The sequence below is a fragment of the Luteimonas flava genome (assembly GCF_036584485.1).
GTDB classification, from domain to species: Bacteria; Pseudomonadota; Gammaproteobacteria; order Xanthomonadales; family Xanthomonadaceae; genus Luteimonas; species Luteimonas flava.
In genome coordinates this window covers 238,968-253,295 of record NZ_JAZHBM010000001.1, presented here as the reverse complement: position 1 = coordinate 253,295, position 14,328 = coordinate 238,968, and the positions used below count along the sequence as shown (strand labels likewise).

The 14,328-nt window shown below is 67.3% G+C and carries 10 protein-coding genes; 6 read left to right on the top strand and 4 right to left on the bottom strand.

Annotated elements, in window-relative coordinates; translation table 11 throughout:
* Nucleotides 1-21 precede the first annotated feature (21 nt).
* The 4 genes from V3391_RS01185 to V3391_RS01170 all read left to right on the top strand — a co-directional run bounded on the left by V3391_RS01185 (nucleotide 22) and on the right by V3391_RS01170 (nucleotide 5,345).
* Nucleotides 22-891: a CorC family transporter gene (locus V3391_RS01185; RefSeq protein WP_332076598.1), complete on the top strand. Its 870-nt coding sequence runs from the start codon at nucleotides 22-24 to the stop codon at nucleotides 889-891.
* On the top strand, nucleotides 878-2,095 hold the full coding sequence (locus tag V3391_RS01180; protein ID WP_425497182.1) for a lipoprotein N-acyltransferase Lnb domain-containing protein: 1,218 nt from the start codon (nucleotides 878-880) through the stop codon (nucleotides 2,093-2,095). The genes V3391_RS01185 and V3391_RS01180 overlap by 14 nt, the downstream gene beginning before the upstream one ends.
* A gap of 116 nt (nucleotides 2,096-2,211) precedes the next feature.
* Nucleotides 2,212-4,251, top strand: a complete 2,040-nt coding sequence (locus tag V3391_RS01175; protein WP_332076597.1) for a glycoside hydrolase family 97 protein — start codon at nucleotides 2,212-2,214, stop codon at nucleotides 4,249-4,251.
* A 68-nt stretch (nucleotides 4,252-4,319) separates the two neighbouring features.
* Nucleotides 4,320-5,345: a magnesium and cobalt transport protein CorA gene (locus V3391_RS01170; RefSeq protein ID WP_332076596.1), complete on the top strand. Its 1,026-nt coding sequence runs from the start codon at nucleotides 4,320-4,322 to the stop codon at nucleotides 5,343-5,345.
* Between the two features lie 16 nt (nucleotides 5,346-5,361).
* Here V3391_RS01170 and V3391_RS01165 read toward each other — a convergent pair whose 3' ends face one another.
* Nucleotides 5,362-6,000 carry an exopolysaccharide biosynthesis protein gene (locus V3391_RS01165; RefSeq protein WP_332076595.1) on the bottom strand — a complete coding sequence of 213 codons (639 nt, stop codon included), beginning with the start codon at nucleotides 5,998-6,000 and terminating at the stop codon, nucleotides 5,362-5,364.
* A 230-nt stretch (nucleotides 6,001-6,230) separates the two neighbouring features.
* Between V3391_RS01165 and V3391_RS01160 the strand changes: the two genes are divergently transcribed.
* Both V3391_RS01160 and V3391_RS01155 read left to right on the top strand, forming a co-directional pair.
* On the top strand, nucleotides 6,231-8,324 hold the full coding sequence (locus tag V3391_RS01160) for a carbon starvation CstA family protein (RefSeq protein WP_332076594.1): 2,094 nt from the start codon (nucleotides 6,231-6,233) through the stop codon (nucleotides 8,322-8,324).
* Between the two features lie 31 nt (nucleotides 8,325-8,355).
* The gene (locus V3391_RS01155) at nucleotides 8,356-8,580 is read left to right on the top strand and encodes a YbdD/YjiX family protein (protein WP_332076593.1); all 225 of its coding nucleotides are present in this window, start codon (nucleotides 8,356-8,358) and stop codon (nucleotides 8,578-8,580) included.
* A gap of 809 nt (nucleotides 8,581-9,389) precedes the next feature.
* Here V3391_RS01155 and V3391_RS01150 read toward each other — a convergent pair.
* The 3 genes from V3391_RS01150 to V3391_RS01140 form a co-directional block, all read right to left on the bottom strand.
* A complete protein-coding gene (locus V3391_RS01150) occupies nucleotides 9,390-10,649 on the bottom strand; it encodes a DUF819 family protein (protein WP_332076592.1) in 1,260 nt (419 codons plus the stop codon).
* Nucleotides 10,650-10,863: 214 nt separating this feature from the next.
* Nucleotides 10,864-12,120 carry a DUF819 family protein gene (locus V3391_RS01145; protein ID WP_332076591.1) on the bottom strand — a complete coding sequence of 419 codons (1,257 nt, stop codon included), beginning with the start codon at nucleotides 12,118-12,120 and terminating at the stop codon, nucleotides 10,864-10,866.
* Between the two features lie 82 nt (nucleotides 12,121-12,202).
* A complete protein-coding gene (locus V3391_RS01140; RefSeq protein WP_332076590.1) occupies nucleotides 12,203-14,308 on the bottom strand; it encodes a S9 family peptidase in 2,106 nt (701 codons plus the stop codon).
* Nucleotides 14,309-14,328 lie beyond the last annotated feature (20 nt).

Genomic DNA, 14,328 nt, shown 5'->3' with positions numbered 1-14,328 from the left:
TTCGCGAACACGCAGCACGCCATGTCCGAGGACGACAGTCGACCTTCCCCCGCCTCCGAACCCCAGGAGCGCCGCCGCGGCTGGCTCGAGCGCCTGAGCTCGGCCATTTCCGGCGAGCCGAGCAACCGCGAGGACCTCGTGGAACTGCTCCGCGATACCCACGCAGACGGTCTGATCGATGCAGACACGCTGCGCATGTTCGAAGGCGCGCTGGGCATTTCCAGCAAGACGGTCGGTGACGTGATGGTGCCGCGCGCGCAGATGGTCGCGCTGCCGTCCGATGCGCCCTTCCTGGAACTGATGAAGCAGGTCGTCGATTCCGGCCACTCGCGCTTTCCGGTGCACGGCGACGACAAGGACGAGATTCTCGGCATTCTGCTGGCCAAGGATCTGCTGCGCGGCGTGGTGGCCGACAACGGCCCCGGCTCGATCCACGAGCTGCTGCGCCCCGCGGTGCTGATTCCCGAATCCAAGAAGCTCAACGTGCTGCTGCGCGAGTTCCGCCTGTCGCGCAACCACATGGCGATCGTCATCGACGAGTACGGCGGCGTCGCCGGCCTGGTGACGATCGAGGACGTGCTCGAGGAGATCGTCGGCGAGATCGACGACGAACACGACGACGCCGAGGATCCCAACGCGTTGATCGCGGCCCAGGCCGACGGCCAGTTCGCGGTCAGCGCGCTGACCCCGATCGCCGATTTCAACGAGCGCTTCGGGTCCGATTTCGACGACGCCGAGTACGACACGATCGGTGGCGTGATCACCGGCGCGATCGGCCATCTGCCCGAGGTCGGCGAGGAACTCACGCTCGGCCGCTTCGCGTTCCGGGTGACCGATGCCGACTCGCGACGTCTGCACGCGCTGCACGTCAGCGTGCATGCCGAAGCCTGATCTGCTGCGCGGACGGGCGCGCACGTTCGCGCGTGCGTGCGCTCTGTTGCTGTGCCTGATGCTGTGGCCGCTGCTCGCGGTGGCGCAGGATACGGGCGCGCCGCGCATCGGCGTGGCAACGATGCAGCCCGGCGACGTGTTCTTCGAACGCTTCGGCCACAACGCGCTGGTCGTCGACGATCCGGCCGAGCCGGAACCGTTGTCGTACAACTTCGGCTTCTTCGATCCGAACGAGCCGGATTTCGTGCCGCGTTTCATCCGCGGCGACATGCGCTACATGCTGGCCGCGTTGCCGCTGGCCGATGACCTGGCCTACTACCGCGACGTCGGCCGCGGCGTGTCGATCCAGTGGCTGGATCTCGACCCTGCGCAGGCCCGCGAGCTCGCCGGCGCGCTGGCCGAGAACGCGAAGCCCGAACACGCGCACTACCGCTACGACTACTTCACCGACAACTGCTCCACCCGCGTCCGCGACGCGATCGACAGCGTTCTCGACGGCGCGCTGCGCAGCCAGTTGCAGGGCCGCTCGCGCGGCAACACCTATCGCGGCGATGCGGTGCGGCTGGCATCGCCGGCGCCGTGGATGTGGCTGGGCTTCGACATCGGCCTGGGGCCGTCCGCCGATCGCCCCAACGCCCTGTGGGAAGACGCGTTCGTGCCGATGCGGCTGGCCGATGCGCTGCGCAGCGTGCGCAATGTCGATGGCCGTCCGCTGGTCTCGGGCGAGCAGATCATCGTGCCGCACACGCAGGCACCGGAACCGGTCGAGCGCGCGCGTCTGCTGTGGCCGTGGCTGGTGGCCGGTCTCGCACTGGGCGTGGCGATTCTCGTCGCCGGCCGGTTCGCACCGCGTGCGCTGGCCACAGTCGCCCTGCCGTTCTGGACCCTGAGCGCCCTGCTCGGCGGCGTGATGCTGTTCCTGTGGCTGGGCAGCGAACACGTCTTCGCCTGGCGCAATCACAACCTGCTGCTGTTCAACCCGCTGTGCCTGCTGCTGCTGCCAGGCGGCTGGCGCATCGCACGTGGACGCGCACCCGGTGCACTGTTCGGCTGGGCACTCGCCGCCGTTCTGGTGTGCGGCATCGTGGCGCTGTTCCTGCACTGGCTGCCGGTGCTGCCGCAGCGCAATGCGGCGTGGCTCTCGCTGCTGATGCCGGTGCATGCGGGGTTGTGGTGCGCGCTTCGCGGGCGACACGCCCGGTAGAACCACGCCTGCAGGAACGCGCATCGCTGCATACGTATGCACCCCGACCACGCGGAATGCGCGTGCAAGAATCCGGACGCACGCACGATTGCACGCGTCTGGGAGGGCGCCGCACGATGTCGAACCGTCTCGTCGGATTACTGGCCGCACTGCTGCCGCTCGCCACCTTCACCGCAATCGCTGCCGAACCGCGCACCAGCGCGCGTGCCGCATCGCCCGATGGACGCATCACCGTCGAGGTCACGACCGACACCGAAGGCCGCGCCAGCTACGCCGTCAGTCGCGACGGCCGCCCGGTCATCGCGCCGTCGCGCCTGGGCCTGATGTTCACCGACACGCGCAAGTTCGAACGCAATCTGGCGATCGTCGACCAGCGCACGCAGGCGCACGACGAACGCTGGGAGCAGCCCTGGGGCGAGCGCCGCGAGATGCGCGACCACCACACCGCATTGCGGGTCACGCTGGCCGAGACTGCCGGGCCGAAGCGCCGCTTCGACGTCGAGTTCCGGGTGTTCGACGACGGCGTGGGCTTCCGCTACGACGTTCCGAAACAGCCCGGGCTGGATCGCCTGTCGATCGCCGAGGAACTGACCGAGTTCGACATCGCCGATGCCGCGACCGCGTGGTGGATTCCCGCGTTCGAATGGAACCGCGAGGAGTACATCTATCACCGCACGCCGGTCGAGCAGGTCGGCCAGGCGCAGACGCCGATCACGCTGCGCACCGGTGACGGCCTGCACCTGTCGATCCACGAAGCAGCGCTGGTCGACTACTCGGGCATGAATCTCGCGCGCGTCGACGGTCGCCGCTTCCGCGCCGCGCTGACGCCGGGCATCGGCGCGGCCAAGGTCGAAGTGGCCACGCCATTCGCGACGCCCTGGCGCACGATCCAGATCGCTGATCGCGCCGGCGGACTGGTCGAGTCGGGCCTGATCCTCAACCTCAATGCACCCAACGCGCTCGGCGATGTGTCGTGGGTGCGGCCGATGAAGTACGTCGGCATCTGGTGGGAGATGCACCTCGACCGCAAGACCTGGGCGTCGGGACCGAAGCACGGCGCGACCACCGCGCATGCGATCCGGCACATCGATTTCGCCGCGGCGAACGGCTTCGGCGGCGTGCTGGTGGAAGGCTGGAACGTCGGCTGGGACGGCGACTGGTTCGGCAACGGCGAGACCTTCAGCTTCACCCGGCCCTACCCCGATTTCGACATCCAAGCCGTGACCCGCCACGCGCGCGACAAGGGCGTGACCCTGATCGGCCACCACGAAACCTCCGGCCACGCCGCGCACTACGAAGCGCAGCTCGACGATGCAATGGCGCTCTACGGACGCCTCGGCGTGCAGGCGGTCAAGACCGGTTACGTCGCCGACGCGGGCCAGGCCAAGGTGCGTGGCGAGGACGGCGCGCTGCACTACGCCTGGCACGAAGGCCAGGCGATGGTGCGCCACCACCAGAAGGTGGTCGAGGCCGCGGCGGCGCAGCACATCAGCGTCAATCCGCACGAGCCGGTCAAGGACACCGGCCTGCGCCGCACGTATCCGAACCTCGTCACGCGCGAAGGCGCGCGCGGCATGGAATACAACGCCTGGGGTCAACCGGGCAATCCGCCGGAACACGAGGCGACGCTGGTCTACACGCGCCTGCTCGCCGGGCCGATGGACTTCACGCCGGGCATCTTCGGCATGGACACCAAGTCCGGCACGCCGATGGCGACGACACTGGCCAAGCAGCTGGCGCTGTACGTGGTGATCTACAGCCCGCTGCAGATGGCGGCCGATTTGCTCGAGCACTACGAATCGCGCCCCGAGGCGTTCCAGTTCGTCCGCGACGTGCCGGTGGACTGGGAAGAGACCCGCGCGCTCGACGGCGCGGTCGGCGAGTTCGCGGTCATCGCACGCCGCGAGCGCGGCGGCGACGACTGGTATCTGGGCGCGGTGACCGACGACACCGCGCGCACGGTCGCGCTGCCACTGGATTTCCTCGACCCGGACCGCCGTTACACGGCGCAGATCTACCGCGACGGTGACGGTGCCGGATGGCGCACCGATCCGCATGCGATCGCGATCGAATCGCGCGAGGTCGGCGCCGGCGACACGCTGTCGATCGCGATGGCATCGGGCGGCGGCCAGGCGGTGCGTTTCATCGCACGCTGAGCGTCAGGCGCGCGCCCACCGGGCGCGCCGCGCTTGTCGAGCGGACCGCGCTGGCGGACGATGGCGCGATGCAGACCCCAGCCGATCCAGTCGTCGCCGCGGCACCCGCCGCCGCCAACCCAGCCTGCGTGGTCAATTGCGCCGTATACGCGCCGGATGGCCGCAAGCAGAACATCCTGCTCGACGACATCAGCGAGGTCCTGGCGGTCGACGACGGCAGCTTCGTGTGGATCGGCCTGTACGAGCCGGCCGCCGAGGTGCTGGCGCAGCTGCAGGAAGAGTTCTGCCTGCACGATCTCGCGATCGAGGACGCCGGCAAGGCGCACCAGCGGCCGAAGATCGAGGCCTACGGCGATTCGCTGTTCATCGTGGCCAACACCGCGCAGGCGATCGACGAACGCATCGCCTACGGCGAGACCCACATCTTCCTGGGCGCGCGCTATCTGGTGACCGTGCGCCACGGGGCGTCGCTGTCGTATGCGCCGGCGCGGCAACGCATCGAACGCGAGCCCGAACTGATGGCGATGGGCGCGCCGGCCGCGCTGTACGCGGTGCTCGACGCGATCGTCGACAACTATCTGCCGATCGTCGACGACTTCAAGACCACGCTCAACGCACTCGAGCAGGACATCATCAGCGAGCAGTTCCATCGCGGCATCGTGATCCGGCTCTACCAGCTCAAGCGCGAGCTGACCTACATGCGCGTCGCGGTGACGCCGCTGCAGGACGTGCTCTCGCAGCTGGTGCGCAGTAGCAGCCCGCTGATTCCCAGCGACGCCAAGCTCTACATCCGCGACGTGCTCGACCACTCGGTGCGCATCAACGAGACCATCGACGCGATCCGCGACATCCTCGGCACCGCGCTGGGCGTCAACCAGGCGCTGGTGACGCTGACCCAGGGCGAGATCGTCAAGAAGCTCGGTGCCTGGGCCGCCCTGCTCGCCGCGCCGACGCTGATCACCAGCTGGTACGGCATGAACTTCCACGGCATGCCCGAACTCGACGAACGTTACGCGTATCCCGTGCTGATCGGCGGCGTGGGCGTGGTGATGGTCGTGCTCTATCGAATGTTCAAGAAGGCGCGCTGGCTGTAGCCGCGCGCCTGCGGACTCAACCCGGCCAGAAGCGCACGAACAATTCGCGGATCGCGAGACCGCCGCCGCCGATCAGGATCGCGAAGTAGACCATCGTCAGCACGTTGGCGAGGTGGCCCAGCAGCACCATCAGTCCGTCGCGCTGCAGCAGGCCGATCGCCAGGCACATCAGGGCGACGCCCGGAATCGTGTTGCTGAAGGGAATGAAGCCGAACGGCGCCATCAGCAGCACCGCGCCGAGGACCAGCGCGCCGTCGTTGACCAGACCCATCGCGCGACCGTCGGTCAGTCGCGCCAGACGTCCGGGCCGGGTGATGCGTTCCAGCCGGCGCACCCACGTCAGGCCGGTATCGAGCGCGCCGCGCAGCCGGCCCGCGGGCACCGTGCGCCGACGCACCGCATCGGGCAGCCACAGCGCGCGACCGGCCATGCGCGCGAATCCGATCAGCACGATCACCGCGCCGAACACGGTGCTGACGCCGGGAATCGACACCGGAATCAGGAACACCAGCGTCAGCAGGATCACCAGCAGCAACATGCCCTGGGTTCCGAGCTCGTCGACCAGCGGACCGACCTGCACGTCGCCATCGGGCAAGCGCGCGATCAGCGACTGCAGTTGCCCGCGCAGGGTCGGGGTGTCGTTCGCGCCGGTCATCGTGCCGCGTGCTCGATCGATTCTGGAACGGGGGCGGACCTGCGGCGCAGGCCGTTCGCGACAGCCTGCATGGGCGCTCGACACGGAATTCGGAAGCGCGATGCTAGCAGGCGATGCACATGTCTACGACGAAAGTCTTAAGACCCTGGCGCCGCATTCGACCGATTGCGCATTGACCCCACGCGTCCCCGGGGCGACCCTGTGCGCGTCTTCCCGGGGATTAACTGAAAATGAAGGGTGCCATCAATCACGTAGTCTGGGGCGCGGTCGCGCTGCTGGGCGCGTCCTGTATGGGCGTTGTCGCCCTGCGACAAGGCGAACAGATCAGCGCGCTCTGGATCGTCGTGGCCGCAGTCTCGATCTATCTGGTCGCCTACCGGTATTACAGCCTCTACATCGCCGACAAGGTGCTGGGCCTCAATCCGCGTCGGGCCACCCCGGCGCACGTCAACAACGACGGCCTCGATTACGTGCCGACCAACAAGCACGTGCTGTTCGGTCACCACTTCGCCGCCATCGCCGGTGCCGGTCCGCTGGTCGGTCCCGTGCTCGCCGCGCAGATGGGCTACCTGCCCGGCATGCTGTGGCTGATCGTCGGCGTGGTGCTCGCAGGCGCCGTGCAGGACTTCATGGTCCTCTTCATTTCCACGCGCCGGAACGGCCGTTCGCTCGGTGATCTGGTGCGCGAGGAAATGGGCCAGGTCGCCGGCACCATCGCGCTGTTCGGCGCCTTCATGATCATGATCATCATCCTCGCGGTGCTGGCGATGATCGTCGTCAAGGCACTGGCCGAGAGCCCGTGGGGCATGTTCACGGTGATCGCGACGATGCCCATCGCGGTCTTCATGGGCATCTACATGCGCTACATCCGCCCGGGCAAGATCGGCGAGATCTCGATCTTCGGCATCATCGCCCTGCTCGCCGCGATCTGGTTCGGTGGCAAGGTCGGCGCGGATCCCTACTGGGGCCCGGCCTTCACCTTCACCGGCACCCAGATCACCTGGATGCTGATCGGTTACGGCTTCGTCGCCGCGACCCTGCCGGTGTGGCTGCTGCTCGCCCCGCGCGACTACCTGTCGACGTTCCTCAAGATCGGCGTGATCGTCGCGCTGGCCATCGGTATCGTCATCGCCAGCCCGGAAGTCACCACGCTGAAGATGCCGGCGCTGACCGAGTTCGCCTCCACCGGCGACGGTCCGGTCTGGAAGGGCGGCCTGTTCCCGTTTCTCTTCATCACGATCGCCTGCGGCGCCGTCTCCGGCTTCCATGCGCTGATTTCCTCGGGCACCACGCCCAAGCTGCTCGCCAACGAGACCCACGCCCGCTACATCGGCTACGGCGGCATGCTGATGGAATCGTTCGTGGCGATCATGGCGCTGGTCGCGGCCTCGATCCTCGATCCGGGCATCTACTTCGCGATGAACAGCCCCGCAGCGGTGCTCGGCACGGACGTGCAGAGCGCGGCGGCCGCGGTCAGCCAGATGGGCTTCGTCATCACGCCCGAGGCGCTGGAACTCAAGGCCCAGCAGATCGGCGAAGGCACCATCATCTCGCGCGCCGGTGGCGCACCGACGCTCGCCGTCGGCATCGCGGTGATCCTGCACGACGCCCTGCCCGGCACCGGCGACGGCGCCATGGCGTTCTGGTACCACTTCGCAATCCTGTTCGAGGCGCTCTTCATCCTGACGGCAGTCGACGCAGGTACCCGCGCCGGTCGCTTCATGCTGCAGGACCTGCTCGGCAACTTCGTGCCGGTGCTGCGCAAGACCGACAACTGGGGTGCGAACGCACTCGGCACCGCGGGCTGCGTCGCGCTGTGGGGCTACTTCCTCTATCAGGGCGTCGTGGATCCGCTGGGCGGCATCAACACCCTGTGGCCGCTGTTCGGTATTGCCAACCAGATGCTCGCGGGCATCGCGCTGATGCTGTGCACGGTGGTGCTGTTCAAGATGAAGAAGGACCGCTACGCGTGGGTGACCATCGTGCCGGCATCGTGGCTGCTGATCTGCACCACGGCCGCAGGCCTGATCAAGCTGTTCGACCCGAAGCCGGCCATGGGCTTCCTCGCCCAGGCCCGCCACTATCAGGCGGCGCTGGCCAACGGCGAACTGCTGGGTGCGGCCAAGACCGCGGGCCAGATGCGTCAGGTCATCATCAACGGCTACGTCAATGCCGGCCTGACGGCGCTGTTCCTGTTCGTGGTCTTCAGCGTGCTGTTCTTCGCCGTCCGCGCCATTCTCAAGGCCCGCCGCGCATCCGCGCCGACGGCCAAGGAATCGGCGTTCGTCGAACTGACGCCCGAACAGCAGCAGGCCTGGCTGTGACGGCGCGGCGCGTGACCGGAGTGCCGAACTGATGGCCGGCGCGCTGGTTCCCGTCGAGTACTTCGCCACGCACAAGCGTGTGTGGCGGAGAGTCGTCCAGACGGCGCGGCTGTGCTGCGGCGTCCCCGACTACGACAACTACGTGCGCCACATCCTCGAGAAGCATCCCGACCGCGAGCCGATGGACTACAAGACGTTCTTCCGCGAACGGCAGGAAGCCCGCTTCGGCGGACGCAGCGGATTCCGCTGCTGCTGATCCAGGGCGACACGTGATACGACGACGGGCGGAACCTCAGGGTTCCGCCCGTTTTCGTTTGGGCAATCGGGTGTCGTCGAGACCGGCGCTTGCGCGCCCCTGTTTGCACGCTCGCGCATCCCGTTTCGATTCTGCTTTGGCTGTGGCTCTTGCTGCTGCTTTTGCTTTTGCTGTGGCTTTTGCTTTTGCTTTTGCTTTGGCTTCTGATTTCAATCGAGCCGTAAAGCGAGCCGAGCACCGGAGCCTGGCGTGGCCGAAGAGCAGCCCGTGTCTGAGCGCAGCGAGTTTGGGCTGCGTGCCGCGTCAGGCGAGGCGCGGAGGGGACCGATGCGGCATCGCATCGGCTCGCGTCCGGCGAAGACGGTTTTGCTTACTTTTGCCAAGACAAAAGTAAGCCGCGCGACAGCGCGGAAGCCCTGTACTTGATCTTCGCTTCTGCGATTGATTCATCTGCCTTCGCCCCGAACATCGAAATCGCAAAGCGACGAGCGAAGAAGCCCGAGCGAGTGCAAAGCTTTCGCCCGCTACGCGTGCGAGTTCCTTTTTGACGGGCCAAAAAGGGAACCAAAAACCCCCTTCGCCGGACGCGATCCGCCGCGATACGGCCGCGGCGGTTCCCTGCGCTTCTCGGACGACGGGGCACGCAGCCCAAACTCGCTGCGCTCAGACATGGGCTGCTCTACGACCCCGCCGCCCTGCGATGCTCGGCTCGCTTTACGGCTCGATTCAGATCAAAGGCGCAAAGCCAGAGCCGAAGCAGAAGCAGAAGCCGAGCAAAGCAAAAATCAAAAGCAACACTCAAAGCCAGATCACTGCCCCGCCATCGCCCGCAAGCCGATGCCCACCAGATACGCCAACACCGTCCCCGTCGCATAACCAAGCGCTCCGAGAAGCGCGCCCACCGGCGCGAGCGACGGATGGAACACCGACGCCACGACCGGCGCCGACGCGGGCCCGCCGATGTTGCTCTGCGAGCCCATCGCGAAATAGAAGAACGGCACGCGCAGCGCCTTGCCGAGTGCCCACAGCAGTGCGATGTGGATGCTGATCCAGATCAGACCGAGCAGGAACAGCCACGGCCGGTCGGCGAGCGCGAAGATGTCCATCTGCATGCCGATGCAGGCGATCAGGATGTACAGCAGCAGGGTGCCGATCTTCGAGGCGCCGGCGCCGTCGAGCGTGCGCACACGGGTGAAGCTCAGGGCCAGGCCGATCAGCGTCGACAGCACGACGACCCAGACGAAGGGCTCGTGCAGGCTGACCTGCCGCGCCCAGCCCACGTTCGCGCCGAACCATGCCGACGCCGGTCCGGCGATCGCATGTGACAGACCGACCGCGCCGAAGGCGATGCCGACGATCAGCATCAGGTCCGTCAGCGACGTCACGCGCTCGTGCTCGGCCTGGTAGCTGGCGAGGCGTGTCTTGAGGTCTTCGATCGCGCGCGTATCGGCGCCGCTGCGCGCATCGATCTTCGCGGCGCGGCCGGCGAGGAAAATCAGCACCGCCATCCACACGTACCCGACGCCGACATCGACGACCACGAACTGGCCGAACGTGGTTTCGTCGACGGCGAAGACTTCCTTCATCGCGACCATGTTCGCGCCGCCGCCGATCCAGCTGCCGGCCAGCGTCGCCATGCCGGCCCAGGTGTCGCCGGCGACGGTCTCGGGATGCAGCAGTCCCATGATCCAGAACGCGGCGAAGGCGCCGATCATCACCGTGATCGATGCGCCGATGTACATCAGCAGCAGCTTGGGGCCCAGCCGCAGCACGCCGCGCAGATCGATGGTCAGCGTCAACAGCACCAGCGCGGCCGGCAGCAGCACGCGGCTGGCGACCGGGTTGTAGAGCGCGCTCGCACTGCCCTCGATCAGGCCGACCGTGTTGTAGATACCGGGGATGAAGTAGCACAGCAGCAACGCCGGCACGTAGGTGTAGAAGCGCTTCCACGGGCCGCTCGGACGCGACGCGGTCCAGAACACGGCGGCGAGTGTCGCGGCGACCAGGCCGAACAGCACGATGTCGTTGGTGATCAGCGCCGTGGATGGCGTTGCGGGATCTGCGGCCATGGACGGTGCCTTCTATCGCCCGCCCGCTGCGCGCAGGCCGCGACGGCGGCGGCCGCGGCAAGGACGCCGTCATCGGCGACGGCGTGGCGGCATCGTGCCACAGCGGAACCGCTGCGCAAGCGTCGTCGCGCGACATGCATCGATCCTGCAAAGTCGCCCTGCTGTTCGCCCGCCGGCACGTGCCGGCGGACGCGACTCAGTCGGCTGCGCGCCGCTACTGCCCTGCCATCACCCGCAGGATCTGCCCGACCAGATAGGCGATCAGCGTGCCTGTCGCGTAGCCCACTGTGCCGAGCAGCACGCCGACCGGTGCCAGCGTCGGATGGAACGCGGCCGCCACGACCGGTGCCGAAGCCGCGGCGCCGACGTTGCCCATCGAGCCGACGCCGATATAGAACATCGGCGCCTTGACCAGCCGCGCCGCACCCCAGATCACCAACACGTGCACCAGCATCCAGATCGCGCCGATGGCGATCAGCTCCAGACGATCGAACAGCCGCATGAAATCCATCTGCATGCCGATGCACGCGATCAGGAAATACAGGAACACGGTGCCGATCTTCGACGCGCCTGCGTCTTCGAGCCGGCGCGCACGGGTGAAGCTCAGCACCAGACCGGACAGCGTGGAGATCAGCACGACCCAGACGAACGAGGAGTCGAGACTGAAACGGGACGCCCATTCGAAGCGGCCGAACCACGCCGACAGCGGATTGGCGATCGCGTGCGCCAATCCGACGAAGCCGAAGGCGACCGCGACGATGATCATCAGATCGTTCAAGGTCGGAATGCGCGCGTTCGCAGCCTCGTGCGCGGCGATGCGCGATTTCATCTCGTCGATCGCCGCGGTGTCCGCGCCGCTGCGCGCATCGATCTGTGCCGAGCGGTTGGCAATGAACAGCAGCGTCGCCATCAGCAGGCTGGCCATCGCGACGTCGACGACCGCGAACTGCCCGAACAGCGTGGCATCGACCTCGTAGACCTCGCGCATCGCGACCATGTTGGCGCCGCCGCCGATCCAGCTGCCGGCGAGCGCCGCCATGCCTTTCCAGGTATCACCCGCGACCGCGGGCGGATGCACCCAGTCCATGATCTGGAACGACACGATCGCGCCGAGCACGATGCCCACGGTGCCGGCGACGAACACGAACAGCAGCTTCGGTCCGAGCTTGAGGATGCCCTTGAGATCGATCGACAGCGTCAGCAGCACCAGCGCGGCGGGCAGCAGCACGCGGCTGGCAATCGGGTTGTAGAGGCTGTTGCTCTCGCCGTCGATCAGACCGACGGTGTTGTAGAACGCCGGCACGAAGTAGCACAGCAGCAGCGCCGGCACCCAGGCGAAGAACTTCTTCCAGAACGGCGTGGGCCCGCTGGCGAGCCAGAAGATGAGACCCAGAGTGGCCGCGATCAGGCCGAAGAGCACGATGTCGCTGGTGATCAGCGCGGGGGACGGTACAGCGGTTTCGATCGCCATCTTGGCGGACCTCCATTCCTGGTGTTGCGGTGACGCACAGACGCGAACGGCCGGCGTATGCCGGCCGCTCGCTCAGAGCCGCTTACTCGCCGATGTGCTGCTTGAGCCAGGCGTTGACCGTGTCGTGCCACAGCACGCTGTTGTGCGGCTGCAGCACCCAGTGGTTCTCGTCCGGGAAGTACAGCAGCTTCGATTCGATGCCCTTGCGCTGCAGCGCGGTGAACGTCGACAGGCCCTGGTCCACCGGCACGCGGTAGTCCTTCTCGCCCTGCACGACCAGCATCGGCACCTTCCAGTTGGCGACGTGGTTGACCGGATTCCAGCGCTCGTAGTTCTTCGGCTGGTCGAACGGCGTGCCCTTGTTCTCCCACTCGGTAAACCAGAGCTCCTCGGTGACGTACCCCATCGAGCGCGTATCGAAGACACCGTCGTGGTTGACCAGGCACTTGAACGGCGCATTGCCGCGACGGTCGAACCAGTTGCCGGCGATCCAGTTGATCATGTAGCCGCCATAGCTCGCGCCGAGCGCGCAGGCCTTGTCGCCATCGAGGAACGCGTACTTCTCCTGCGCGGCGGCCCAGCCCTTCTGCAGATCCTCGAGCGGCTTGCCGCCCCAGTCGCCGCTGATGGCATCGGTGAACGCCTGGCCGTAACCGGTCGAGCCGTGGAAATCGATCATCACCACCGCGTAGCCCTGCCCCGCATACGTCTGCGGATTCCATCGGTAGCTCCAGCCGTTACCGAAGCTGCCCTGCGGGCCACCGTGGATCAGGAACGCGACCGGATACGTCTGGCCTTCCTGGTAGTTCCACGGCTTGACCACGTAGCCGTACACGGTCTCGTTGCCAGCGCCCTTGAACGAGAACTGCTCGAAGTCGCCGAACGCGACATCGGGCAGGCGCTCGGCCGCGGTCGGCGTGATCTGGCGCAGCTGCGCATCGGCGCCCAGCGACTGCAGCGACCCGGTGTAGAGCGTGTCGCCGCTCTGGATCGAATTGCGGCTCAGCGCAACGGTGTCGCCGGCGATCGCGAACGATGAGATGGAGCCGTCGGCGATGAGCTTGGTGACTTCGCCGCTGGCGACGTCGACGCGGAACAGCGGGTACTCACCCGTGTCCTGCGCGGCGACGTAGAGCGTGCGGCCGTCGGCGGACGGGATCACGCTGCTCGGCGAGCGGTCCCACTGCGGCGCGATCTCGCGGGCCTCGCCGCTGGCCACATCCATCGCCATCAGCGCGTAACGGTCGGCCTCGAAGCCCGGGCGCTGCATCGCGCGGTAGAACAGCGTGGCGCCGTCTTCGCTGAAGACCGGCCCGGTATCCCAGGCGGGATTGCCGCTGGTGAGGTTCACCGGCGCCGCCTCGCCCACCGCGTCGATGCGGTAGAGATCGAAATTCGTCGACCACGGCGCCTCGCGCCCGGCGACCTTGACGCTGGCGACGACCGAGCGGCCATCCGGCGCCCATGTGTAGTCCTCGGCGCCGCCGAACGGCTTGGACGGGATGTCGCCCTCGAGCGCATGGCCCAGCGCACGCACCGTCGTGACCGCGCGCGCACGGGCGGCCGGCAGGTCGGCAACGAACAGGCGGCTCATCGTGCCGTCCTTCCAGGTGTCCCAGTGGCGCACGAACAGCTGGTCGTAGACCACGCCGCTGGCCTTGGCGTCCTTCTGCTCGCCGAGCTTGCGCTTGGTGCAGGCGAGGTCCGCCGCGCAATCTCCGAAGGTATCGGCGCTGAAGACGACGCGCGTGCCGTCCGGCGAGATCTGGAACGTGCCGATGTCGACCGCGACGTCGGTCAGCTGGCGTGGCGTGCCACCGGCGAGCGGCATCGAGAACACCTGTGCACTGCCGTTCTTGCTGCTGAGGAAGTAGACCGTCTGGCCGTCGGCCGACAGCGCGGGCGAGTTCACGCTCCAGCCGTCGGGTGTGATCCGCTTCGGCGGCGCCATGTCGCGGGTCAGCAGATTGCGCGCGTACAGCGCGGTCGTGGCCTTGCCCGAATCGAAGTCCAGCGTGCGCTGGGCGAACACCAGCTGGCGACCATCGGCGGTCAGCAGCGGTGAGGACACGCGGTCCAGCTTGACCAGATCGCGAACGTCGAGCCCGCGCGCGGCCTCACGGTCCTGGGCGACGGCCGGCAATGCGGCGAGCAGGCACAACGGCAACAGCGCGAGGCGCAGGGACATGGCAGGGCTCCGTACAAAGA